The organism is Asaia bogorensis (genome assembly GCF_900465345.1).
Lineage (GTDB): Bacteria > Pseudomonadota > Alphaproteobacteria > Acetobacterales > Acetobacteraceae > Asaia > Asaia bogorensis_A.
Map to the genome: position 1 here is coordinate 21181 of NZ_UEGO01000030.1, position 24195 is coordinate 45375.

The following is a 24195-nucleotide window of genomic DNA, read 5'->3' on the forward strand; positions in this document are numbered from 1 at the left end:
TCGCATCCTCTTTTACAGGGCGGCACGATCGGATTATCTCAAGCGCGACGGGAAACCAGCGCCTATAGATACGCGCCGTCTGTCTTATGGGTCTGACTATTTCAGCTTTCCGGGAGCAGGGCAAGCGAAGGTTTGATGACAGGATTTCGCACACGTTTTGCGCCGAGCCCGACGGGTTTTCTGCATCTGGGTCATGTTGCCTCAGCTTGTCATGCGCGGGATATCGCAGGGCATGACGGAACATTCCTGATCCGCATCGAGGATATCGACCCGCAGCGCTGCCTCCCTGCCTACACGCAGGCGCTCCTGGACGATCTTTTGTGGCTGGGGTTCGAAAGCGCGGAGCCTGTCATATGCCAGTCAGCCCATCTGCCTTATTACCGGTCCATGCTGGATAGATTGCGCGAACAGGGGCTGGTTTATGCCTGCACCTGCTCAAGGGCCGAAATGCAGGCGGGTGCGGCGGGCATCGCGCCGGATGGGAGCGCCGTCTATGGCGGGCATTGCCGTGGTCGTTATGGCCAGATTGTGCCGGATCAGCCGCATGTATGGCGTCTCGATATGAACGCAGCACTGAAGCGGCTCGGGTGTATCCCCTCCTGGCAGGAGGGCACGCAACGCATCGAAGGGCGCGCGCAGGATTTTGGGGATGTCGTGTTGGGACGGCGCGATAATGGCGTTTCATACCATCTTTGCGTCACCTGCGACGATGCCCGTCAAGGCATTACCTGCGTCACACGAGGCGCGGATCTTTACGAGGCGACCTCGATGCACCGTGTATTGCAGGAATTGCTTGGTTTTGCGGCTCCGCTTTATGCTCATCACGGGCTGATCTGCGATGAAACCGGGCGCAAGCTTTCAAAGCGGGATGGTGCCGAGAGCCTGCGTGCCCTGCGGGAGAAGGGGATGAGCGCGCCTGCCATTATCGCTCTGGCGCGCTCATCCATTGCCCGGACGACCTTTATCGGTAAGGCGGGTTACTCCGGCGGATAGCTGTGTGGGTAGGTGATCTTGCTGGCCGGGCCGGGGGCGTGGGGGGCGCCCTTCTTGCCGCAGCCGGTGAGCATGAGCGCGCCTGCCAGAGCCAGGCCGAGAATTCGGGTCGTGCGGGTCATGCTGCGTTCTCCTCAAGGCGCGACAGCCAGAGCCCTGCTGCGCGGGCGACGTTCTCCGGCGCTGTGCCGCCCTCACTGGTGCGCGAGGCGAGGGAGGATTCCACGGTCAGCACATCGAAAATGCTGGCATCAATCTGCGGCTCGACACCCTGCATTTCCTCCAGCGTGAGATCAGCCAGATCGCAGCCTTTGGCTTCGGCCATGCCGACCAGTCGGCCCGTGACATGATGCGCCGTGCGGAAGGGTAGACGCGGCACGCGCACCAGCCAGTCTGCAAGGTCGGTCGCGGTCGCAAAACCGGCACCAGCAAGGGCGCGCATCTTGTCTGTGTTGGCGGTCATGTCGCGTATCATGCCATCCATGGCGGCGAGAGACAGGGTAGCGGCCTCGGTGGCATCGAATACCGGCTCCTTGTCCTCCTGCGTGTCCTTTGCATAGGCCAGAGGCAGGCCCTTCATCACCATCAGCAGGCCCATGAAATCACCCGTGATGCGCCCGACCTTGGCGCGCACCAGCTCGGCGGCATCGGGGTTTTTCTTTTGCGGCATGATGGAGGAGCCGGTGGTGAAGCCGTCTGAAAGCCGTACGAAGCTGAACGGTGCCGAGCACCATAGCACCAGCTCCTCGGACAAACGCGACAGATGCATGCCAAGCAGCGACAGAGCCGAGAGATATTCGAGCGCAAAATCGCGATCGGACACCGAATCGAGCGAGTTGGCCGTGGGTCGGTCAAAGCCGAGCTGAGCAGCCGTGAAGCGCCGGTCGATCGGGAAGGACGTGCCTGCAAGCGCCGCAGAGCCGAGCGGACATTCGTTCAGTCGCGCGCGGGCGTCGCGCAGGCGGTCGCGATCACGCGAGAGCATCTCGACATAGGCCAGCAGATGGTGCCCGAAAGTGACAGGCTGGGCGACCTGCAGGTGGGTGAAGCCCGGCATGGCGTCAGCAGCATGTTCCAGTGCCCGTGTCGCCAGAGAGCGCATGAGCGCGGTGACCTGCCCGCTTATTCCGTCAATGGCGTCGCGTACCCACAGGCGGAAATCGGTGGCAACCTGGTCATTGCGCGAGCGCGCTGTATGCAGGCGCTTGCCAGCCTCGCCGATACGATCGGATAGGCGTGCCTCGATATTCATGTGAATATCTTCAAGATCCTGCGAGAAAGGAAAATTCCCGGCTTCGATATCACGGGCAATGCCGTGAAGCCCGTCGCGGATCTCCTTTTCCTCGGCCGCCGTCAGCAGACCCACGCGGGCGAGCATAGCTGCATGAGCCAGCGAGCCCCGAATATCCTGACGCCACAACTTGCGATCGAAATCGATGGACGCATTGATGTCGGCCATGATGGCAGCCGGACCGGCCGCAAAGCGCCCGCCCCATTGCGGGTTGGCCAGACGTGCTTCGGTCTGGGTGGGAGTATCGCTCGATGGCTGGGGCTTAGTCTCGGTCACGGGGTTGTCCATGGCATGGGGATTGTGGTCAAGGTGGGCTAACCTAGTCAGTCAGCAAGGTGCGCGCAATTCATGAGCGAGCTTCCCCCTCTTCTCGGCCCTGAAGATCCGCTGCCCTACCGGGTAACGAAAGCCGCAGGTGCATCGCCGTTCATTCTCGTGAGCGACCACGCAGGGCGCGAGGTACCCAAAGCGCTGGGGCGTCTCGGAGTGGAGGAGACCGATTGGGGGCGACATATCGCCTGGGATATCGGTATCCACGGAGTTGGTGTGCAGTTGCAGGCGCTGCTCGGTGCTGATCTGGTCGAGCAAGTCTATTCCCGTCTCGTGATCGACAGCAATCGTGCACCCGGTCATCCGACATCCATCCCGGCAGTGTCGGACCACACAACCATAGGCGCGAACGTGGCACTCAGCGCCGCCTGTCGGACGCGTCGTGAGCGCGAAATACTTCATCCCTATCATGACCAGATCGCAGCACTGCTACGCCGGCGGCAAACGCCCGTGGCCCTGATCGCCCTGCATAGCTTCACGCCGCGCATGAACGGGAAGGATCGTCCTTGGCATGTGGGGATCCTGCATCATCGGGATACGCGCTCGGCACGAATCATGCTCGATCTGCTGCGGCAGGAGGGGGATCTGTGCGTGGGGGATAATGAACCCTATGTCCTGACCGCGACATCGGATTATACCGTGCCGTATCATGCAGAGCAGGGCGGTCTGCCCTATCTGGAGATAGAGATCCGTCAGGATCTGATTGAAAACGAGGCAGGACAGATATCTTGGGCACAGAGACTGGCGCGGCTGTTGCCGCTCTACTGGAACGCCATCTCGACGGCGCACTGAACCTGGCAGACGCCAAGGCTGAACTTGCGGCGCTTTTTCCGCAGGGCCAGCCTATTCTCGCGGCTGTAACGGGATGGCCGCTCGCCTATACGCGCTCGCCCATCCTGCATAATTACTGGTGCGCGGCTTACGGAATCGACGGTCTTTACCTGCGTCTGCCGCTGGCGCCGGAACGCTTCGAGGCTGGCGTACACGCCTTGCAGGCCCTTGGCTTTGCAGGCCTGAATGTCACGATCCCGCATAAGGAAGCCGCTTACAGTCTGGCTGGCAGGCACACCCACCAGGCCAGACGGGCAGGGGCCGTGAATACGCTGGTCTTTCCACCCGATGGCACCATCCTCGGCGATTGCACCGACGGCACGGGCTATCTGGACTCGCTCGATCAGGCAGGGATCACCCTGCCGCGCAAGACACTGGTGCTTGGCGCCGGAGGGGCCTCGCGGGCCGTTTGTGCGGCACTGCTTGATGCGGGATGCGACCTGGCCATTGCCAATCGTACCCGCAGCCGTGCGCAGTCGCTTGTCGAGGCATTGGAGGGCGGTACCGTTCTGGACTGGCAGGAATGGCCCGAAGCTCTCGCCTCTTTCGGGCTTCTCACCAACACCACGTCGCTGGGTATGGCCGGGCAGGAAACTCACGACTGGGCCGCAACACTCGCGTTGGCGTCGTCCGATCTGGTGGTGTCCGATATCGTCTATATGCCGCTCGAAACGCCTCTTCTGGCTGCGGCGCGTGCTCGCGGACTCAAGGGGGTCGATGGGCTTGGTATGCTGATCAATCAGGCAAGGCCGGGTTTTGCTGCGTGGTTCGGTCACGAGCCGCAGGTGGATGACGCGCTGCGAGCACGTCTGATCGAGACGATCGATTGAGCAGGACTGCGTCAGAGGTGCCGGATTGAGTTCTAAAGCGCGCATCGGGGTTGTTTGCCCTCGCAAGGACTGGCGGCCACAGCGTAAAGGAACCGTCGTGATCGGCCTGACGGGCGGCATGGGAGCAGGCAAGAGCACGGTCGCGCATTTTCTTCGCAAGGCGGGATGGCCGGTTTTCGATGCGGATCGCGCTGTCCACGCCCTTCAGGCGAAAAATGGCGCGGCCGTTCCGGCCCTTGCCCGGCTCTGGCCGGAGACGGTGAAAGAAGGGGCGGTTGATCGCGCCGCTTTGCGCCAGACCGTCATCGGGTATCCGGAGCGCATTGCAGCCCTTGAGGCGATTATCCACCCGCTCGTTCGCAAGGCGAGGCAGGATTTCCTGCGGCAGATGCGTCGGCGCAGAATGCGGTTTTGTGTGCTGGATATCCCGCTTCTTTTCGAGACCGGAGCCGATCGTGACTGCGATCTGGTCGTTGTGGTGACGGCGCCGTTGCCTGTGCGCCTGCGTCGGATCATGCGCCGACGCTCAATGAGCGAGGCCCAGGCGCGTGCATTGCTGTCACGTCAGATGAGCGATAACGAACGCAATCGACGCGCCGATCTGTTGTTGCGTAATGGCCTCTCGCGCGGCCATACCGCGCAGCAGATGAAACGCATGATGAGAACCCTGGAGAACGCAGCATGAAAAGGTCCATCCTTTTCGATACGGAAACCACAGGGCTCGACCCGGCGACCGGCGATCGCGTGATCGAAATCGCAGCGCTCGAACTGATTGACGATCTCCCGACAGGAGAGGCGTTCCACGTGCTGATCAACCCCGAGCGTGACGTGCCGCCCGAGGCCAGCCGTGTGCATGGCTTCACGCTCGATGACCTGCTCGATAAACCGAAATTTGCCGAGATTGTGGACGGCTTCCTGGCCTTCATCGGCAATGATGAGATGATTGCCCACAACGCGCCGTTCGATTTTGGCTTCATCAATGCCGAGCTTAAGGCATGCGGCAAGGCGCCCCTCGATCGTGCGCGTATGATCGATACACTCGAGATGGCCAAGAAACGCTATCCTGGTCTGCCTAACTCGCTCGATGCGTTGTGTCGTCGTCATGACATCGATCTGTCTGCACGTACCACCCATAATGCACTGCTCGACTGCAAGCTGCTTTCCGAGGTCTATCTGGAGCTGATGGGCGGTCGCCAGCGCGGACTGGGACTGGCGGTGTCTGGGAGCGGCGATGGTGTTGCCACCTATCGCGGCAACCCCGATCGCAGACCGCGCCCCATGTCCCCGCCGGATGAGGCGACGACAGCGGCTCATGAGGCCTTCGTAGCGGGACTGAAAGAGCCGATCTGGCTGCAATGAAACGCATCCTGTTCATCACGGCCAACCGTCTGGGTGATGCCGTCATCTCCTCCGGCGTGCTGGCCGAACTGCGCCGCCTTCACCCGGATGCCCGCATCACCGTGGCCTGCGGGCCTGTCGCAGCCAGCTATTTCGAGCCATGCCCCTCGGTCGACCGGGTAATCGTGGTCAGCAAGAAGCGCTACGACCTGCATTGGCTTGGCCTTTGGTGGAGCTGTGTGGGCACGTTCTGGACCCGGATTGTCGATCTGCGCGGTTCGGGCGTCTCGCTTTTCCTGCCGACATTGCACCGGCGCATCCTGCGCGGTGGCCGTCGGCCGGGCGCGCGTATCGGCCATCTGGCAGCGTTGTTCCGGGGCGAGAGGACGCTCATGCCCGAAATCTGGTGTCGCCCGGAACAGGAGGTTCTTGCGGCCGAGATCCTGCCAGCGACAAGGCATTATTGCGCCCTCGCGCCGACCGCCAACTGGGAAGGCAAGATCTGGCCCGCCCCGCACTTCATCGAGGTCGGTCGGGCCATGCAGGCACGAGGTTTGACCCCTGTCATTTTCTATGGCCCCGGCGAGGCAGAGAAGGCACTCGCACGGCCCGTCATCGAGGCGCTTGCGGCATCCGGCCTAGAGGAGGGGAGAGGCGCCATTGATCTTGGCGGGGAAGGAAGCCTTGGCCTCGTAGGTGCCTTGCTGCGCCGCTGCGCCCTGTTTGTCGGCAATGATTCGGGGCTGATGCATCTATCGGCGGCGGCCGGTACGCCAACACTTGGTCTCTTCGGCCCCAGTCGCGCCTCGGAATATGCGCCGACGGGCAGGAAGGCACATTTTGTGGCGGCACCCGGCCCGGAGGGCAAGGCCCCGATTGCTGGGCTCACTGTCGCGACCGTTCTGGCCGAAATCGAGACCCTGCTGGCAGAAGAGGGAGAGGCGCATCATGGCGGTTGAGACGATTGGTGCGGGTGCAGGATCGGCGTCTGTCAGTCAGGCGATGCGCGGGCGGGAGAGCGATATGAGCATGCCGGAGCGTCATTTCACCCCTCTGCGCATCGCTCACGTCATGGCGGGCGCACGTAGTGGGGGCGCCGAACTTTTCTATGAACGCCTGTGCATGGCCCAGCATGAGGCCGGTCATGATGTTAGGGCGATCCTTCGTCGTGACCCTGCGCGCGAAGCGCGGTTGGGCGCGCGACACGTCAACACTGAGGCCATGCGTTTCGGCGGGCGGCTCGATCTGCTGACACCTTGGCGTCTGCGTCGCTCCCTCACACGGTTTCAGCCTGACGTGACCATCGCCTGGATGAGCCGCGCCGCCCGTATGATGCCGACAGGGCCGTGGCCTGTTGCGGGAAGGCTGGGCGGTTATTACGACCTTGCCAATTACCGGAAATGCTCCGACCTCGTGGGCAATACCCGCGGGCTGACACGATGGATGGTGGCCCAGGGCTGGGATTCAGGGCGGGTGCATTATCTGCCCAATTTCGCCAGTGATCTGGCCCATGTGAAGCCGCAGCGTCCCGATTGCGTACCGGAGGGGCGGCCGTTCATTCTGGCTCTGGGCAGGCTGCATCGCAACAAGGCCTTCGATATTCTGATACGCGCCATGAAGCGGTTACCCGGCGTCCATCTCGTCATTGCGGGTGAGGGGCCGGAGCGCGAAGCCCTTACCGGTCTTGCGCGTGGTGAGGGCGTGTCTGATCGCGTGCATATGCCCGGCTGGGTGCAGGATAGTGGCCCGTGGCTCAAGGCGTGCGACCTGCTGGTTTGTCCGTCGCGCATCGAACCTCTGGGCAATGTGGTGATCGAGGCGCTTTCGGCGGGGCGTCCTGTCGTGGCGAGCGCGATACAGGGGCCGGAGGAGGTTCTGGCCGGAACGCAGGACGGGCTGCTTGCGCCCACCGAAGATCCCGAGGCCTTTGCGCGGGAAATTGCGACGGTACTTGAAACGGCTGCGCTGGCGGCATCGCTATGCGTCAATGGCAGGGCACGTTTTGAACGCGAGTTTGCCGCCCCGGTCGTACTGGCGCGTTGGGATGATTTCCTGCATGCGCTGGCCTCGCGGCATAGCGGGGAGCGTTAGGCCATGTGTGGTATCGCTGGCGTGGTATGTCGTCCCGGGTATGCGCCTGACACGGCAATCCTTCAGATCATGGCTCAGGCGCTGCGTCACCGCGGTCCTGATGGCGAGGGATTCCATGAGACAGGATCAGCGGCGCTTGTTCATCGCCGTCTTTCCATTGTCGACCTGGAAGGGGGGGCGCAACCTCTGATTCAGGGCCCAATTGCGCTGGTTGCCAATGGCGAGATCTACAACGATCCGGCCCTGCGCGCGACGCTTGCCGATGCGCCATTCAAGACGGGCAGCGACTGTGAATCGCCTCTGTTTCTCTGGCCCGATTGCGATACCGCCTATACGTTCGAACTGCGCGGCATGTACGCGATAGCGCTGCTGGACGAGACTGGGCCTGATACGGTCATGGCCCTCAGTCGCGATCCGTTCGGTATCAAGCCGCTCTACTACGCCGAGATCGAGCAGGGGGTGATCTTTGCCTCTGAGGCGAAGGCATTACTCGCAACGGGGCTTGTCACGCGTGGCGTGCGCGAGGCCGCCCGCGACCAGTTGCTTCAGGTGCAGTTCGTTGCGGGACGTGAGACGATCTATCCCGGTATCAAGCGCGTCCTGCCCGGCGAAACCCTGCGTTTCGTTAATGGCGCACTGGATCGCGCCAGCAAACTGCCCGCCCGTCATGGCGCGATCAACCGGGATCTGAACGAGGAGATGGCGCTCTCACGCCTCGATCATGCCCTTATGGATAGTGTGCAGGCGCATGAGCGGGCCGATGTGCCTTTCGGCATGTTTCTCTCCGGCGGCATAGACAGCACGGCGGTTCTTGCAGCCATGACGCGTCTTGGTCGCGGGGCGCCTCTGGCCTGGACAGCGCGTTTCGACACCGGCTCGGTCGATGAGAGCGCTCAGGCGGCGGAGACCGCCCGTGTGCTGGGCGCGGAGCACAATGTGCTGACCATTACCGAAAGCATGGTTTGGCGCCATCTACCTGAAATCGTGGCTTGCCTGGATGATCCGGTGGCGGATTATGCCGTAATCCCCAGTTGGTTTCTTGCGCGTGAGGCGCGCAAGGATGTGACCGTGATACTGAGCGGTGAGGGGGGTGATGAGCTCTTCGGCGGCTATGGCCGCTATCGCCGCGCCATGCGTCCCTGGTGGCGGGGCGGGCGTCTGCCCTGGCGGCGCGGCATGATGGACGGGCTTTGCCGTCTGCCTACTGGGGGGCAGTGGAAGAAGGACTTCACGCCACCTTATGAGCAGACGCGTCTGCGATCCGTGCAGGGCCTCGATCTGGACGAATGGCTGCCGAATGACCTGCTGATCAAGCTCGATCGTTGCCTCATGGCCCATGCCATCGAGGGCAGGACCCCCTTGCTCGATCCGGTCATGAGCGCACTGGCCTGGTCCTTGCCCGATCATCTCAAGGTGAAGGGCGGCCACGGCAAATATCTGTTACGACGCTGGGTAGAGGAGAATGTGCCTGGGTCGTCGCCTTTTGCGCCCAAGCAGGGATTCACGGTGCCGGTCGGGCAGTGGATCGGCGCCCGTTCCGCCCGTCTCGGGCCTTTGGTGGCTGAGGCGCAAGCGTTCGCGGGCGTGTTGGAGGCTCAGGACATTCGTCGGATTTTCGATCGCGCAGAGGGGCGGCGCGAGCGTCATGCTGCCTGGGCGTTGCTGTTCTATGCCCTGTGGTACCGGATTCATATCGAGCGAATTCCGTACCATGGCGATGTGTTCGACACGCTCGCCGCCTGATCTTTCCCTGATTTACATCACCCGCAATAGGAGAAACCCATGCATTACGATCTGATCATCAGAGGCGGGATCTGTGTCTTCCCCTGGGGTGAGGCCAAGGCCGATCTGGGCGTGAGAGACGGGCGCATTGCGAGCCTGGCCGTGACGGCGCGGGACGACGCTGCGGAGGAGATCGATGCGACCGGGTTGCATGTGCTGCCTGGCCTGATCGATGCGCATGTGCATTTGCGTGACCCCGGCAATGCCGCAATCGAATCCATCGCAACTGGCACCCGCGCTGCGGCGCTTGGCGGCGTGACGATGGTGTTCGATATGCCCAATACATCGCCTTCCATCACCTCCGCCGCCACGATTGCCGACAAGCGCCTGACCGTGGCGGAGAACGCGCTGATCGATATGGGGCTTTACGTAGGGGCAACCCGCGCCAATACGCCTGAACTGGCCGCGTTGGAGCAGGAAGACGGCGTGTGCGCCATCAAGGTTTTTGCAGGGTCATCCACTGGCGATCTGATGATCGAGGATGATGAGGGCATCGAGGCTGTGTTGCGCAGCGGGCACCGTCGCGTGGCATTTCATTCCGAGGATGAATATCGCCTACAAGCGCGCAAGCCCCTGTTTGAGACAGGAATGCCTCACGTGAACCATATGATCTGGCGCGATGAGGAATGTGCCTTTCTCGGTACGCGACGGATCACGGCACTTGCCCGCAAAACGGGCCGACCGGTCCATATCCTGCATACCTCGACCGCCGAGGAACTGGACTGGCTTGCTGCCCATCGTTCCCATGTGAGTGTGGAGGTTCTGGTCAATCACCTGACACAGGTAGGGCCGGACTGTTATGAGACGCTCGGTGCCTATGCCGTCATGAACCCGCCTATTCGCGACCAGCGCCATTATGACGCCTGCTGGGCCGCCCTTCGTGACGGGCGGGTGGATGTCGTGTCGTCAGATCATGCGCCGCACCCGCGCGAGGCCAAGGAAAAGCCCTGGCCGCAATGCCCTGCCGGTCTGACGGGTGTTCAGACGATTGTGCCCGTCATGCTCGATCACGTGAATGCAGGTCGCTTGTCCCTGCCGCGTCTGGTCGATCTGATGGCGGCGGGGCCGGCCCGTATCTATGGCTTGCAGACCAAGGGACGCATGGCCGTCGGGTTCGACGCTGATTTCACGCTCGTGGACACGAAAGCCCGACGCGAAATCCGTAACGACTGGATTGCGAGCCCCGTTGGCTGGACGCCTTTCGATGGCAAGCAGGTCACGGGCTGGCCTGTCGGGACGATCGTGCGTGGGCATATCGTCATGCGTGATGATGAAATTACCTCGGCACCCATCGGTCGTCTGGCCCGATTTGCGCCGTAATTCCTGCGCAATAGCGTCTTTCACTTCACATCAGCAGATCGCACGATCATGAAACCTATCGCTTTACCTTCGCTCCTTGCCACGATCGCTCTGGCCTCGGTTACTGTAACCGGGTGCCTCCCTTCTGTCGCCAAGGCCGATCCGCGCGCCAAATGCGGTCAGGAGCCGAGTGCCCCCTCCATCACGGCGACCGATACCGCGCATTACAATGCGAGCGTGGACAAGTTCCAGGCTTATGAGAAAGAGGCGCGCGCCTATAATAGCTGTGTTGCCAGTGCGTCACAGAAAGAAGAACAGGCCATCAGCGAGGATGCGCGCGAACGTATTGCGAAGGTGCATGCCGTCAGCACGGGCGTTCAGCAGCGTATCGCCGCCAATTTCAGCCATATCTCGGCTGAGTTGACGGCCGCCGGCAAGAAACTCGCCAAGAAGTAAGACCTGCGCCTTTCGGGCTTATGGAAGAAGGGGATGGGTATGAGCCCGTCCCCTTTTTCGTTCCGCTCCCCTCGGAATGGCGCAGGTTTCAGCCCAGCAATGCCGGGGCGAGGGCGCCGATGTCATGAAAGACGCGGCGGAACTGTGTCTCGTCCGGGGTGCCGCCTGCGGTGTAGGTGGCGATGATAACCGATTTACCGGCGTTCTTGTCGGGCGATGCGAAGGCGATGTCGGCGGCAATATCCTTGCCGTTATTTCCCGTCTTGTCTCCAACCACCCAATGCGCAGGTAGCCCGGCGCGCAGTCTTTGGGTGCCCGTGGTGCAATTGATCATCCAGCTGCGAAGCAATGCTGCTGAGCTGGGATGAAGCAATGTCCCGTGGATCAGGCGATGCAGTGTCCGTGCCATCGCAACGGGACTGGTCGTGTTGTCATCAGGGTTGGCAGAGGGACGGTTCAGTTCCGGCTCATAAGCGTCGAGACGGGTGATTTCATCGCCGCTATCTCGCCAGAAGCGCGTCAGGGCTGCGGGGCCGCCGATATGACGCAACAGCATGTTGGCACAGATATTATCGCTCATCGTTACCGCCCCCGCGCAGAGCGCCGCGAGGCTGAGACTGCCGGCATCGCGGTTCCGGGCGGCCACCGGGGCCCAGAACGGCTCCTTGAAGTCGCTTTCGCGGAAAGCGATGCGTCGGGTCAGATCGTCCTCGTCCCGGTCGCAGCGTGCGAGCACACAGGCGGCGAGCGACGCCTTGAAGCTGCTGCACATCCGAAAACGTTCCTCGCCTCGCCACGAGAGCGCTGTACCGTTTTCGGGACAGAAGATGTGGACGCCAAGGCGCCCGCCCGAAATCTTCTCGTAGCGCGTAGCAATATCGGAAAGGGCCTGATGGGTTGCCGGAGAGAGGACGGGGGCCGATTGGGTGAGAGCCCCTTGAGCCATGGCCTTGTGGGAGAGTGCCGATCGGGCGGCGATCCCGAGAAGGGGAAGGCCGACAAGCAGGCGTCGTCTCGCCAGTGGGGCAACGGGATCTGGGCGCATGAAGGACTTTCTGAATCAGTGTAAAACGCTGTTCTGACGCGCGGTTGTGGCTGAAGTTTGTCCGATGCGTGTCTGCAATGACAAAGCAATTTGCCGCAGGGTGCAGGCGTCTGTATGGTTGCGGTAATAGTGTCGCAAGAGGATCACGGTGGCAGACGAGTTTTTCAGTCAGGCCCAGGCGGAGATGCGTGCAGCTGAGATGCGCGCAACTGCCCGGCGTTTTGGAGGTGTTGCGGTCGGTGTGGCGCTTGTCGCACTGATCGGTGTAGGCGGATGGCAATGGCAGATTCATCGCCACCATCAGGCGCAGGCAGAGGCCTCGGGCCGCTATTATACGGCTATGGAGGCGCTTCAGGCGCCCCAGCCCGATACGGCCGCACGCAGCCAGTCCGAAAAGGCCAATCAGGCCGTCCTGGCTGACCTCGCCAGCAAGGCCCCCGGCGCTACACGTGGCTTCGCCGCCATCAGGCTGGCCCAGCTCAAGGTTCAGGCTGGCGATGTCGATGGCGCGCGCAAGGCCTGGCAGGGCGTGATTGACGACAAGGACGAGAATGCCTCGCTCTGTGATCTGGCCCGTCTTCTTCTGCTCAACAGCCATATCGATGACGCGAACCCGGCCGAGACCCGAAAGGGGTTCGAGGTGCTGGCTGCCAGCGCCGGTCCCTGGCGCGCCTTCGCCCAGGAAGGCCTTGCGGCGCTCGATTTGCGGGCAGATGCCACAGCCAAGCAGCATGACGAGGCACGCAGCCTGCTCATGGGGCTCGCGCAGTCACCCGACGCGCCGGACGGTGTTCGCCAGCGTGCTTCCATCCTTCTTCAAACCTTCGGCGGAGCCGGTTGATGCCCATGACGAACAAGACATCCCCGCGCCAGCCGGGGCGACGCTTCTTTCTGGGTTCGACCCTCGCCACAACGGCCATGCTGAGTGGCTGCGGCATCTTCAAGGACGACCCCAAGCAGATCCTTGCGGGCAAGCGCTACGACGTGCTGTCGACCGGTGCTGGTCTGGTCGTGGATGAAGAGGATCATACACCGATCGTTCTGCCCCCGGCCCAGCCCATCACAGCGTGGCCGCTGGTCGGGCGCGTGCCGGACCATCTCTCGCTCAATACAAACTGGGCCGGTCCGCAACTCGCCTGGTCGCGTTCGATCGGTCACGGCATTTCCGAGCCTGCTTTCCTGCATTTCGTCGCCCTCGGCCCCAATGGCCGCGGTGCCATCCAGTCGCCACCCGTCATTGACGCAGGTCGCATCTACACCCGCGATGGTGTCGGGACGGTGAGAGCCTGGAACTGGCCTGCCATGAGCCCGCTCTGGACATTCATCCCCAAGGGCAACAAGGCACGTTCGAGCGATATCGGTGGCGGTATGGGCCTTGCCGGTGACACGCTCTATATCGTCGACGGTGTCGGGCAGGTCATTGCGGTGGCTGCCGAGACCGGCAAGGTCAAATGGCGTGCTGAAACGGTTGTGCCGGGGCGTTCGGCACCGACAATCGTCGATGGTCGCGTGTTCTTCGGCACGATCGATGAGCGGCTCTTTGCGCTGAATGCCGAAACGGGCGAGCAGATCTGGACCTATCAGGCCACCGAGGCCGATACGGTCATGTTCGGGCAATCCGCCCCGGCGGTATATAATGGCGTCGTCGTGGCCGGTTTTGGCAGTGGCGACCTTGTGGCGCTTCGTGCGGAATCCGGTGAGCTTGTCTGGAGCGACAGCCTTGGCGGCTCGAACGGTCGCGGCGCCATGCTCGATCTGGCCTGTGTGCGTGGCGCACCCGTGGTCAAGGACGGCACAGCCTATGCGGTTTCGCTCTCCAAGGTTCTGGTCGCCATCGATATGCGCTCGGGTCGCCGCCTTTGGGAGCGTGAAGCCAGCGGGCAGAATACGCCGCTCATTGTGGGCGACTGGCTGTATCTGATCTCTTCGGATCAGCAGCTTGCCTGTCTTGATCGACTGTCGGGCCATGTACGCTGGATCCACGATCTGCGTCGTTTCAAGAACGAGACCAAGCAGAAATATGCCGTGACGTGGTTTGGCCCTGTCATGGCCGATGGAAAGCTCGTGTGTGTTTCCTCTCTCGAGGAAAACGGCTTCCAGGTGATCGACGCGGTCACGGGCAAGGCTGACGCACCCCTGAAAACAAAAAAGCCTACTCTGGTTGAACCCATCATCTGCGACGGCAAGGTTCTTGTGCTGTCGACCGATGGTAACCTGAATGCATATGGTTGATCCGTGACTGACTCTTCTTTTCTTCCGCTCGTTGTCATTGCCGGGCGTCCCAATGTCGGTAAATCGACTCTCTTCAACCGGCTGGTAGGGCGGCGTCAGGCCATTGTGTCTGACATGCCGGGCGTGACACGCGATCGCAAGGAAGGAGAGGCGTTGCTGCGTGGGCGCAAGGTGCGCCTGATCGATACGGCAGGTCTCGAAGAAGCTGCGCCGGACACGCTTTTCGGTCGTATGCGTGCTTCTTCAGAATCGGCCGTGGCGCAGGCGGATCTCGTGCTGTTCTGCATCGATGCCCGCGCCGGTGTGACGCCGGCCGACAAGCATTTTGCTGCCTGGCTGCGCAAGCAGAACAAGAAAGTGCTGCTCCTCGCCAACAAGGCAGAGGGTGCGGCGGCGGGTAACGAAGTGCTCGAGGCCTATTCCCTGGGTCTCGGGACGCCACTGGCGCTCTCTGCCGAACATGGCGAGGGTATTGCGCATCTGATGGGTGAAATCGCCGATCGCCTGCCCGAAGGTGAGCGTGTGCGTGAAAAGCCGCGTTCGCGTGCCAAGGTGCTTGACGAGGATGGCGAGGAAATCGAGGAGCGGCCAGCGGGCCCGCTGCGCCTCGCCATTGTGGGCCGCCCCAATGCCGGTAAATCCACGCTCCTGAACTGCCTGCTGGGTGAAGAGCGCATGATCACCGGGCCCGAGCCGGGTCTGACGCGTGATTCAATCTCGGTGTCGCTGCATGACGAGGTTGGGCCGATCCAGCTTGTCGATACGGCCGGGCTGCGTCGCAAGGCGCGCATCGAGCAGGATCTGGAGCGTATGTCGGTTTCGGCGTCCATCGAGGCGCTGAAAATGGCCGAGGTGGTTGTGCTGACGCTTGATGCCACGCTGGGTGTGCATGAGCAGGACCTGCAGATTGCCCGTCTCATCGAGCGGGAAGGGCGCGCCTGTGTTCTGGCCCTGAACAAGTGGGATGCAGTCGAGGACCGCGCAGCCACGCGTCAGGCGATTGCCGATCGTATCGAGACCTCGTTGGCCCAGATGCGCGGTATCCCGGTCGTTACCTTCTCGGCCCTGACGGGTGCTGGGGTGAACAAGCTTCTGCCCGCCGTTCGTCGGGCGCATGAGGTCTGGAACAGCCGCGTGACGACCGGCGAGCTTAATCGCTGGTTCGAGGCCGCGCTTGAGCGGCATCAGCCGCCACTGGTTGACGGGCGCCGTCTCAAGCTGCGTTACATGACGCAGGCCAAGTCCCGCCCGCCGACCTTCATCCTGTTCGGTACGCGCGCAGAGCTGCTGCCGGATGCCTACAAGCGCTATCTGGTGAATGGGCTGCGCGAAACGTTCCATCTGCCGGGTACGCCGATCCGTTTGCAATTGAGGGGCACCAAGAACCCCTATGCGGAGAACAAGTCATGAGCCAGACCGCCCTTGTGCTGATCGAATTCCAGAATGATTTCGTTTCCGAGGGCGGAGCGTTGCATGATGGCGTGAAGGCCGAGATTGCCCGCACGGGCATGATCGATCGCACAATCGCTCTCGTCAAAGCGGCGCGTGCCAAGGGCGTGAAGATCGTCTGGGTGCCCATCGAGTTCGCAAAGGGCTATCCGGAGCTCGCCAGCGCGCCCTACGGAATTCTGGCGGGCGTGAAGGCGACGCAGGCTTTCCAGAGAGGGGAATGGGGCGCTGAGATCATCGACGCGCTGTCGCCTGAGAGTGATGATATCGTCATTTCAGGCAAGCGTGGCTTGTGCAGTTTCGCCAGCACCAATCTCGATTTCGTGCTGCGGCATAACGGGATCACGCGTGTCGCGCTCGGTGGTTTCCTGACCGATTGCTGTGTGGAATCCACCATGCGCACGGCCTATGAGCTGGGCTATGATGTGGTGACCCTGACCGATTGCACCGCCACGCTTTCACAAGCGCAGCATAAGGCAGCCATTCAGTACACCTACCCGATGTTCTCCCGCCCTATGACGTCAGAGGCCTTTCTGGCTACGCTCTGAGGCTCTCACAAGATGCGCCTGTCGGCGCAGCGGCAAGAAGCGCGGGATCATTGTCCCGCGCTTTTCTTATATGAACAGGGACGCCAGCAGGCAGAAACCAAGGCCGAGGAACGCAATCAGCGTTTCGATGACGCACCAGGTCTTTATGGTCTGCGGCACGGTCAGGCCGAGATATTCCTTGATCTGCCAGAAGCCGGCATCGTTCATGGGGCCGAAAGCCACCGAGCCTGCGCCCGTGACCAGCACCATGAGTTCGGGTGAAACGCCATGGCTCTTGAGCAGGATCGGGCCAGCAATGCTGGAGGCGGTGCTCATGGCAACCGTCGCCGAGCCGCAGGCTACGCGCACGATAACCGCCAGCAGCCAGCCCAGAACGAGAATCGGCACATTGAAGTCCAGGGCCGTGTCGGTGATGACCTTCGAGACACCGCTATCGACCAGTTCGCGGCCAAAGCCGCCGCCTGCGCCAACGAGCAGCATGATGAGTGCAGTCGGGCCAAGACATTCATTGGTGAAACGCAGGATTGTCTCGCGTGAGAAGCCGCGGGCCAGCCCCAGAACATAAAAGGAGAGGATGACAGCCAGCACGAGGGCAATATCGGTGTTGCCGATGAAATGCAGGGCCGTGTTCAGGCTCGTTCCCGGTGCCGAGACGCGATCGGCTATCGACGCCACGAGCATCAGCACGACTGGCGAGAGAATGGTGAAGACCGTGATGGCAAAGCCGGGCATGTTCTTGGGCGGCTCGCGGTTCACGAACTGCTCTGCCAGCGGGTTGGCCTCGGTCAGGGGAACGCGGGGGGCAATGAAGCGAGCAAAGAGAGGGCCGGCAATGATGGCGATGGGTGTGCCGATCAGAATACCGAGGAAAATCGTATGGCCTGTATTGGCGTGATAGGCCGAGAGTGCGAGCAGCGTGGCCGGATGCGGCGGGATCATGGCATGGGTGACTGACAGCGCGGCCCCCATGGGAAGCGCGACACGCAGCAACGGTGTATCGGTACGGGCAGCCAGCACGAAGGCGAGGGGGATGAGCAGGACAAATCCGACCTCGAAGAATACCGGCAGACCGATCAGCAGACCGATGATCATCATCGCCCAGTCTACGCGCGAGCGTCCGGCCCGGTTGGAGATGGTCAGGGCTATGCGGTCAGCGCCGCCCGACTCAGCCAGCATCTTGCCCAGCATCGTGCCAAGCGCGATCACCGTGCCGACATGGCCAAGCACGTGGCCTGCGCCCTCCTCGAAGGATTTTACCACCTTGTCGGCTGGCATCCCCGCCGCAAGCGCAAGCGCCAGCGACGTCGTGAACAGCACGATGAACGGATTGAGCCTGAAGAAGGCAATGAGGACGACGATCGCAAGGATCGCGGCGGAGGCAAGGGAGATGGCAAAAAGCGCAGACATGACGTGATCACGCGGGGCTAACGGGGTTTCTGTCAACGTGTCATCACGTTGCTGCGTGTTCACATATTGGGCAGAAATCTTACAAGCCTGATCCCGCCTGTACCGGTCCGTTCCATATCATGGACCGATCCAAAGTGTTTGCGAGGCTGCCCGCACGGTTTGCACGATCAGCCTACGAGTCGCATCGGCTGTGATGCGTTGTTCTGGTGGGCATGGTCGTGGAACGCATGAGGTTCTATGCAGAGTAGAGACTCGCCAGTGGCGCTTACGACTCCATAAGATCCTGAGAGGGGAACACCGTGCTGATCCGAAGCGACGAGACAGTTGATATCCAGACACCCACGGGTGAGATGCGCGTCCATCTCTTCCGTCCGGCAAGAGCGGGACGTTTCCCCGCCATTCTGCTGTTTTCGGAAATCTATCAGGTGACCGCGCCTATCGAGCGCCTCGCCGCGATGATTGCAGGGCAGGGCTATCTGGTCGCGGTGCCGGAAGTCTATCACGAATACGAGGCTCCCGGCTGTGTGCTGGCCTATGACAAGCCGGGTACAGATCGCGGGAACGACCTGAAATACACCAAGCCCATCGGGCAGTTTGACAGTGACAATGTGGCGCTTGTTGCCTGGCTGCGCGGGCACGAAGCGTGCAGCGGGCGCTTTGGTGCGTTTGGCGTCTGTCTGGGTGGCCACCTTGCCTTCCGTGCAGCGCTGCTGCCGGACATCGAAGCGACAGCCTGTTTCTATGCTACCGATCTGCATACCGGCACGCTGGGTGGCGAGCGCCATGATGGTACGCTGGCCCGCGCTGCCGAGATAAGCGGCGAGATCATGATGGTATGGGGCCGTCATGATCCGCATGTGCCCTATGAGGGACGTCGCCAGATTCGCGATGCGCTCGAGCAGGCCGGTACGGCGCTGGAATGGCATGAGGTCGATGGCCAGCATGCCTTCCTGCGCGATGGTGCACCCCGTTTCGATGCAGCGCTGTTCCTTCAGGGCATGAGCTGGACCAACGGGCTCTATCAGCGCATGTTCATGGCTCAGCCCTGAGTCATGAAAGCGGCGCGACAGGGCGGAATTTCGCATAACGACAGCGATGGCACCGGGCAGCCTGACGGGCTGTATGGTGTCGAGCGCGCCAGGGCGATGCTGGCAGTCGCGCTGGCCGTGCTGCTTTCAGTGCTTGATTACGCGGTGGCCAATGTCGCGCTGCCGAGCATTGCGCATGACCTGCATATCGCCTCATCCCAGTCCATCTGGGTCATCAATGCCTATCAGCTTGCTTCGCTGTCGATGCTGCTCCCCCTGGCGTCGATCGGGGCACGTATAGGCTTTGCGCGCATGTGCCGGCTGGGCATCGCGATCTTTCTTGTCGCCTCCATCTTCTGTGCCCTGTCGCACAGCCTGCTTGAGCTTGCTCTTGCGCGGGCTCTGCAGGGTGTTGGCGGGGCGAGCATCATGAGCGTTGCCATTGCGCTCATACGGTTCATCTATCCCAAGGCAGCACTCGGCAAAGGGCTGGCCTTGAACGGCCTCATCATCGGTACCGGCGTGGCGCTTGGTCCTACCGTCGGTTCCCTGGTCATGTCGGTTGCCGACTGGCCGTGGATTTTCTGGATCAATGTACCCCTCGGGCTGGCGGCCCTGGCGCTGGCCAGCTTCGCCCTGCCAGTCACGCCATGCTCGGAGAAGGCGGTCGATCTGCCTGCTGTGGTGCTGACCATCTGTGCCTTTACCTTCACCGTGATTGGCGTTGATGACGCGGTGCATGGCGGGCTCTGGGGCGCATTGCTGCTCTCGGGGGCAGGTGTTCTCTGCTGGGCAGCGCTCCTGCGCTATCAGCGCGGCAAGGACGAGCCTGTGGTACCGGTCGATCTGCTGGGTGTGCCGTCGTTCCTGATTGCGTTCATCGTCGGCATGACAGGGTTTGTCGCGTCGAATTTCTTCATCATTGCCATGCCCTTCACGCTTGAGACCGTGTTCCAGCGCCCGGCGACAGTCACCGGGTTTCTGATCACGCCCTGGGCGGTAGGCGTGGCCACCATGTCGTTCCTCATTGGCCGCTGGACCGATCGGGTCCCTGCGGTTCTGCTCTCCAGCCTCGGCCTTGCCGTAACCGGATGCGGGTTTGCGTTGCTCTGGCTTCTGCCGCCAGATGCCTCGAATCTGGATATCATCTGGCGCACCTGGCTGGCGGGATCCGGGTTCGGCATGTTCCAGCCCCCCAATAACCGCGTCATGATGCTGGCGGCTCCCCGTGGGCGTGAGGGAAGCGCAAGCGGACTCGTGTCGGTCGCAAGGTTGGGCGGGCAGACGCTTGGCGCGCTGCTGGTTGCGAGCGTTTTTCGCTTCAGCACCCATGCCTCAACGCTGTGCCTGCTTTGCGCCATGCTGATTGCCTGGGTTGGCGCTGCGATGAGCCTGGCGCGTTCGATCAAGGCGAAGGCCTGACCGGGCTGGGGTCAGTCAGGCCGGTAGAGGCAGAATTCGGCACAGGCGAGTTTCACGCGCTGTCCTGCCCTCCAGCTCCATCGTTGTGGGCAGATCCATCACGCTTAGCGTCTCGATACCGTCTTTCGGCGCATAGGGGCGGCCTGGGTCAGCCATCCAGACCTCCATATGGGCCGCACAGTGACGCAGCCACGGAATGATCTGGTCCGCCATCTGCTGATTGTAGCAGACATCTCCGCAAAGAAGCAGGTCTGCCTTGGGCAATATGCCGATGATGGAGCCTTCCAGCGGGGTGAGGCCAACGCCATTCAGCGCGGCATTGAGCTGCGCGGCCTCAAGGGCAAGTGGGTCGATATCATTGGCAAGCACCTCTGCTGCGCCGGACCGTGCTGCCGCGATGCCTGCCAGACCACCCCCACAGGCGAAATCCAGCACGATGCGATCCCGCACCAGAGCCGGGTTGTCGAGGATGAAACGGGCAAGAAGCTGGCTGCCCGGCCACGCAAAGGCCCAGAAAGGCGGCTCTATGTTCATCTCGGCCAGGTGGGCTTCTGTCGCCTGCCAGATCGGGGTGATTTCAGTGGCTAGATGCAGCCTGAGCTCCGGGACGAGGGGCGCGGTTTCGATAACCGTCTGACTGGCAATGAAGTTTTCGGCCTCTCTCACGACAACACCCGCCCGCAGATCAGTGCCGCGGCCAGAACCATGCCAAACGGGACATTCTGACGAAACAGCATCAGGCACAGCGCCGGGTTGCGGATATCCAGACGAGCGATCTGGCTGACCAGCATGAGGCTGGACAGGAGCGCGAGAGGCCAGACACTCCAGTGCAGCCCAGCCAGTGCGATGGCCGCCGACAGGAGGAGGGCCGCCCCTGCGTAGCAGGATGCGATGAAAGGCCGCGCCTGCGTTGCCCAGAGACGCGAGGTTGAACGCACTCCAATACGGGCATCGTCATCCATGTCCTGAAAGCCATAGATGGTGTCAAAGCCAAGCTGCCACAGGATCGTGCCGGCGTAGAGCAGGGCACAGACCCAATCGACCCGCCCTGCGGCAGCGGCGTACCCCATGGGGGCGCCGAAACCAAAGGTGAACCCCATGACGAGCTGCGGCCACCACGTTACGCGTTTGGCTGCCGGGTAAAGCCCGACCAGAAGCAGGGCAAGCGGTGCGAGCGCCCAGCAGATTGCGGGAAGCTGGAATAGCACCAGGGCGCCGATAACAAGCAGGGCTGCCAGCAGCCAGAGGGCCTGAAGCACCGAGACAGCGCCGCTGGCAAGAGGGCGACCTGCGGTACGGGCAACCTGGGCGTCGATCTTGCGGTCCCAGATGTCATTGACGACACAACCGGCTGACCGCATGGCGAGGGAGCCAATGGCGAAAAGGGCGATCAGCACGGCACGGCGGGAGAATGTCGCGCCCTCGGCCAGCGCGATTCCCCAGATGCCGGGCAAAAGGAGGAGCCACGTGCCGACAGGGCGGTCGAGACGGGCCAGCAGCAGATAGGGCCGCCATGCGCGCGGCATACGGGCGATCCAGCCATGAGCGCGTATGTCAGTGTGGGGCACGGTCTCGCGCGTCATCGGGGTCTCCATGTCGTCATGAGGGTTCATTGCGTCTATGAACAGGGAACGTCAATCACGCATCACGAGGCAGACATGCAGGACGCCCCCCGGCTCTATCTGGATCAGCTCCTTCCCGGCATGGGGGCGGGCACAGCAATCGCGCTCGATCCGGGTCAGATGCGTTATCTCACCGCTGTGCTGCGGCTGAACGAAGGGGAAGCGCTGTGCGTATTCGGTAAAGGGGCGGGCGAATGGACAGCGCGTCTTGAGATCCAGCGCAAGGACCGGGGGCAGGCGGTTCTGACCATGCTCAGCCGCCCTGCGGTGGAGGTGCCGGGGCCGGTTCTGGTATTTGCCCCACTCAAGCGCGACGCCACCGATCTTGTGCTGCGCATGGGGACCGAGATGGGTGTCAAACGTTTCGCGCCTGTGATCACGGAACGCACCAATACGCACCGCATCAACGCCGAGAGGTTTCGCGCCATTGCGATCGAGGCCGCGGAACAATGCGAACGGCTTGATATTCCAGTCATCCAGCCGCTGCGGCCACTGGCGCAACTGCTTGATGAATGGCCCCAGTCCTATCCGCTCTATGCAGCGCTGGAACGACAGCTAAGTCCGGGCGTTGAACCGGTGCCGTCGCATTATGGCCTGCTGATCGGGCCGGAGGGTGGATTCTCGGAGAGCGAGCGCCGCCTGCTGAATACGCATAGCGCGATCAGGCCGGTTTCGCTGGGAAATCTGATCCTCAGGGCAGATACGGCAGTGATTGCCGGGCTTGCCCAGTTGGCGTTTCGCGCATCACGGTCCATATAGGACGAAACTCGACAGTTTCTTTTTCCAGAAATCTCCCTTTGAGGCTCCAGTACCGCCCATGTCCAATCCCGGTGACCTGAATGACGCGCCCATCGAGAGCAAGGCGCAGCTCGTTGCACTTCTGGCGGATGGGGCCAAGCCACAGGAGTCATGGCGCATCGGTACCGAGCACGAGAAATTCGGCTTTGTTCTGCCGGGCGATCATTCGGGCCGCGAAGCCTATTCGGCACCTGCCTACACGCCGAAGGGTATCGAATCGCTCCTTGAGGCAGTCATGGCTGACGGGCGTGACTGGCAGGCCATTACCGATCATGACAAACTCATAGGGCTCAAGGGGCAGGGCGATCATAAGGGCGAATCTCTCTCGCTTGAGCCTGCAGGGCAGTTCGAACTGTCAGGACGTCCCGTCGCGACGCTGCACGAGACACGCGACGAGATGCAGGCGCATTTCGACGCGATCAGGGAGCCAGCCAAGGCGCTTGGTCTGGGCTTCGCGCCCCTGGGTTTTCAGCCGCTCTGGACCCGTGATGCCATGCCGATCATGCCCAAGAGCCGTTACGCGATCATGCGACGCTACATGCCGAAAGTCGGTACACTCGGGCTGGATATGATGACCCGCACCTGCACGGTTCAGGTCAATCTCGATTTCGGCTCCGAGGAGGACATGGCTCGCAAGATGCGCGTTTCCCTTGCGCTACAGCCGCTCGCAACAGCGCTCTTTGCGAATTCTCCCTTCTATGAGGGAAAGCTGAACGGTTTGTTGTCGAACCGCGCGCAGGTCTGGACCGATACTGATAACGCGCGTTCGGGCATGCCAGCCTGTTGTTTCGATGACCATTTCGGCTTCGAGCAGTATGTGGACTGGGTTCTTGATGTCCCCATGTATTTCATCATGCGCGATGGTGAGATACGCGATGTTGCAGGGGCGTCGTTCCGCGCCTGGCTGGAAGGTAAGGCGCAGTCAGCGCTTGCTGGTTTCACCCCGACGATGGGTGATTTCGAGGATCACCTGACAACGGTTTTCCCTGATGTACGCCTCAAGCAGTTTCTCGAAATGCGCGGTGCCGATGCGGGTAGCCCGGCAATGATGCTGGCTCAGTCGGCGCTCTGGGTGGGGCTGCTCTATGATCCGGCCACTCTGGTCGCAGCCGAGGCGCTGGTTCGTGAGCAGGATTGGTCGGACTATCGCGCCCTGCGTGCTGAGGTGCCGCACAAGGCGATGGGCGCGGATTTCCCCGGCGGCCTACGCGGGCTCGCCAAGCGCGTCATTGCGTTGGCTGAGCAGGGGCTGCGTGCGCGTGGTCTGGGTGAAGAAGTCTGTCTTGCCCCGCTCCAGATCATCGCTGATGGCGGGCCAACGCAGGCCGAGCATTGGGTGGAGCGTTTCAAGGGAGCCTGGCAGGGCGATGTCCGTCACGTTTTTGAAGAAGCAGCGATCTGAA

24 protein-coding genes are annotated in these 24195 nt (G+C 62.0%); 18 read left to right on the plus strand and 6 right to left on the minus strand.

What is annotated here, in order from left to right:
- The first annotated feature begins 135 nt into the window (after positions 1 to 135).
- The gene (gluQRS, locus tag ED655_RS10040; protein WP_122050040.1) at positions 136 to 993 is read left to right on the plus strand and encodes a tRNA glutamyl-Q(34) synthetase GluQRS; all 858 of its coding nucleotides are present in this window, start codon (positions 136 to 138) and stop codon (positions 991 to 993) included.
- Here the strand turns inward: gluQRS and ED655_RS15585 are convergent.
- Complete coding sequence (locus tag ED655_RS15585) at positions 978 to 1115, minus strand: hypothetical protein (RefSeq protein ID WP_162993476.1); 138 nt, start codon at positions 1113 to 1115, stop codon at positions 978 to 980. The two genes, gluQRS and ED655_RS15585, sit on opposite strands and share 16 nt — an antisense overlap.
- Positions 1112 to 2572: an argininosuccinate lyase gene (gene argH / locus ED655_RS10045; protein ID WP_122050041.1), complete on the minus strand. Its 1461-nt coding sequence runs from the start codon at positions 2570 to 2572 to the stop codon at positions 1112 to 1114. The genes ED655_RS15585 and argH overlap by 4 nt, the downstream gene beginning before the upstream one ends.
- Before the next feature lie 60 nt (positions 2573 to 2632).
- Here argH and ED655_RS10050 point away from each other — a divergent pair, with 60 nt between their 5' ends.
- The 9 genes from ED655_RS10050 (at position 2633) to ED655_RS10090 (ending at position 11241) form a co-directional block, all read left to right on the plus strand.
- The gene (locus ED655_RS10050; RefSeq protein ID WP_122050042.1) at positions 2633 to 3406 is read left to right on the plus strand and encodes an N-formylglutamate amidohydrolase; all 774 of its coding nucleotides are present in this window, start codon (positions 2633 to 2635) and stop codon (positions 3404 to 3406) included.
- 2 nt (positions 3407 to 3408) lie between these two features.
- Positions 3409 to 4275 carry a shikimate dehydrogenase gene (locus tag ED655_RS10055; RefSeq protein ID WP_122050077.1) on the plus strand — a complete coding sequence of 289 codons (867 nt, stop codon included), beginning with the start codon at positions 3409 to 3411 and terminating at the stop codon, positions 4273 to 4275.
- A 97-nt stretch (positions 4276 to 4372) separates the two neighbouring features.
- Entirely contained in the window at positions 4373 to 4960 is a 588-nt protein-coding gene (gene coaE / locus ED655_RS10060; protein WP_277302615.1) for a dephospho-CoA kinase, read from the plus strand.
- A complete protein-coding gene (dnaQ, locus tag ED655_RS10065) occupies positions 4957 to 5634 on the plus strand; it encodes a DNA polymerase III subunit epsilon (protein ID WP_122050043.1) in 678 nt (225 codons plus the stop codon). Before coaE ends, dnaQ begins: the two co-directional genes overlap by 4 nt.
- The gene (locus tag ED655_RS10070) at positions 5631 to 6572 is read left to right on the plus strand and encodes a glycosyltransferase family 9 protein (RefSeq protein ID WP_122050044.1); all 942 of its coding nucleotides are present in this window, start codon (positions 5631 to 5633) and stop codon (positions 6570 to 6572) included. Before dnaQ ends, ED655_RS10070 begins: the two co-directional genes overlap by 4 nt.
- A gap of 64 nt (positions 6573 to 6636) precedes the next feature.
- Positions 6637 to 7704, plus strand: coding sequence for a glycosyltransferase (locus tag ED655_RS10075; protein ID WP_408735668.1), 1068 nt, complete (start codon positions 6637 to 6639; stop codon positions 7702 to 7704).
- 3 nt (positions 7705 to 7707) lie between these two features.
- Positions 7708 to 9447 carry an asparagine synthase (glutamine-hydrolyzing) gene (asnB, locus tag ED655_RS10080; RefSeq protein WP_122050045.1) on the plus strand — a complete coding sequence of 580 codons (1740 nt, stop codon included), beginning with the start codon at positions 7708 to 7710 and terminating at the stop codon, positions 9445 to 9447.
- 39 nt (positions 9448 to 9486) lie between these two features.
- Complete coding sequence (locus tag ED655_RS10085; protein ID WP_122050046.1) at positions 9487 to 10806, plus strand: dihydroorotase; 1320 nt, start codon at positions 9487 to 9489, stop codon at positions 10804 to 10806.
- Between the two features lie 48 nt (positions 10807 to 10854).
- The gene (locus tag ED655_RS10090; RefSeq protein ID WP_122050047.1) at positions 10855 to 11241 is read left to right on the plus strand and encodes a hypothetical protein; all 387 of its coding nucleotides are present in this window, start codon (positions 10855 to 10857) and stop codon (positions 11239 to 11241) included.
- Between the two features lie 88 nt (positions 11242 to 11329).
- On the opposite strand, the gene bla is transcribed toward ED655_RS10090, so the two are convergent.
- Positions 11330 to 12286, minus strand: coding sequence for a class A beta-lactamase (bla, locus tag ED655_RS10095; RefSeq protein WP_240993606.1), 957 nt, complete (start codon positions 12284 to 12286; stop codon positions 11330 to 11332).
- A gap of 148 nt (positions 12287 to 12434) precedes the next feature.
- Here bla and ED655_RS10100 point away from each other — a divergent pair, with 148 nt between their 5' ends.
- Genes ED655_RS10100 through ED655_RS10115 form a run of 4 tightly spaced genes read left to right on the plus strand, consistent with a single transcriptional unit; the run spans position 12435 to position 16515 of the window.
- Complete coding sequence (locus tag ED655_RS10100) at positions 12435 to 13127, plus strand: tetratricopeptide repeat protein (protein WP_122050048.1); 693 nt, start codon at positions 12435 to 12437, stop codon at positions 13125 to 13127.
- Positions 13128 to 13132: 5 nt separating this feature from the next.
- On the plus strand, positions 13133 to 14518 hold the full coding sequence (locus ED655_RS10105) for a PQQ-binding-like beta-propeller repeat protein (RefSeq protein ID WP_240993607.1): 1386 nt from the start codon (positions 13133 to 13135) through the stop codon (positions 14516 to 14518).
- Positions 14519 to 14521: 3 nt separating this feature from the next.
- Positions 14522 to 15928, plus strand: coding sequence for a ribosome biogenesis GTPase Der (der, locus tag ED655_RS10110; RefSeq protein ID WP_062164785.1), 1407 nt, complete (start codon positions 14522 to 14524; stop codon positions 15926 to 15928).
- A complete protein-coding gene (locus ED655_RS10115) occupies positions 15925 to 16515 on the plus strand; it encodes a cysteine hydrolase family protein (RefSeq protein WP_122050050.1) in 591 nt (196 codons plus the stop codon). The genes der and ED655_RS10115 overlap by 4 nt, the downstream gene beginning before the upstream one ends.
- A 66-nt stretch (positions 16516 to 16581) precedes the next feature.
- Here ED655_RS10115 and ED655_RS10120 read toward each other — a convergent pair whose 3' ends face one another.
- Positions 16582 to 17922, minus strand: a complete 1341-nt coding sequence (locus ED655_RS10120; RefSeq protein WP_122050051.1) for a GntT/GntP/DsdX family permease — start codon at positions 17920 to 17922, stop codon at positions 16582 to 16584.
- 299 nt (positions 17923 to 18221) lie between these two features.
- Between ED655_RS10120 and ED655_RS10125 the strand changes: the two genes are divergently transcribed.
- Both ED655_RS10125 and ED655_RS10130 read left to right on the plus strand, forming a co-directional pair.
- Entirely contained in the window at positions 18222 to 18971 is a 750-nt protein-coding gene (locus ED655_RS10125; protein WP_122050052.1) for a dienelactone hydrolase family protein, read from the plus strand.
- 3 nt (positions 18972 to 18974) lie between these two features.
- Positions 18975 to 20372: an MFS transporter gene (locus tag ED655_RS10130; RefSeq protein WP_122050053.1), complete on the plus strand. Its 1398-nt coding sequence runs from the start codon at positions 18975 to 18977 to the stop codon at positions 20370 to 20372.
- A gap of 15 nt (positions 20373 to 20387) precedes the next feature.
- On the opposite strand, the gene ED655_RS10135 is transcribed toward ED655_RS10130, so the two are convergent.
- A complete protein-coding gene (locus tag ED655_RS10135) occupies positions 20388 to 21038 on the minus strand; it encodes a class I SAM-dependent methyltransferase (protein WP_122050054.1) in 651 nt (216 codons plus the stop codon).
- Complete coding sequence (ubiA, locus tag ED655_RS10140; RefSeq protein ID WP_122050081.1) at positions 21035 to 21955, minus strand: 4-hydroxybenzoate octaprenyltransferase; 921 nt, start codon at positions 21953 to 21955, stop codon at positions 21035 to 21037. The genes ED655_RS10135 and ubiA overlap by 4 nt, the downstream gene beginning before the upstream one ends.
- Before the next feature lie 18 nt (positions 21956 to 21973).
- Between ubiA and ED655_RS10145 the strand changes: the two genes are divergently transcribed.
- Together ED655_RS10145 and ED655_RS10150 are read left to right on the plus strand one after the other, a co-directional pair.
- A complete protein-coding gene (locus ED655_RS10145) occupies positions 21974 to 22753 on the plus strand; it encodes a 16S rRNA (uracil(1498)-N(3))-methyltransferase (RefSeq protein ID WP_240993608.1) in 780 nt (259 codons plus the stop codon).
- Positions 22754 to 22811: 58 nt separating this feature from the next.
- Positions 22812 to 24194: a glutamate--cysteine ligase gene (locus ED655_RS10150; protein ID WP_122050056.1), complete on the plus strand. Its 1383-nt coding sequence runs from the start codon at positions 22812 to 22814 to the stop codon at positions 24192 to 24194.
- The last annotated feature ends 1 nt before the right edge of the window (position 24195 follow it).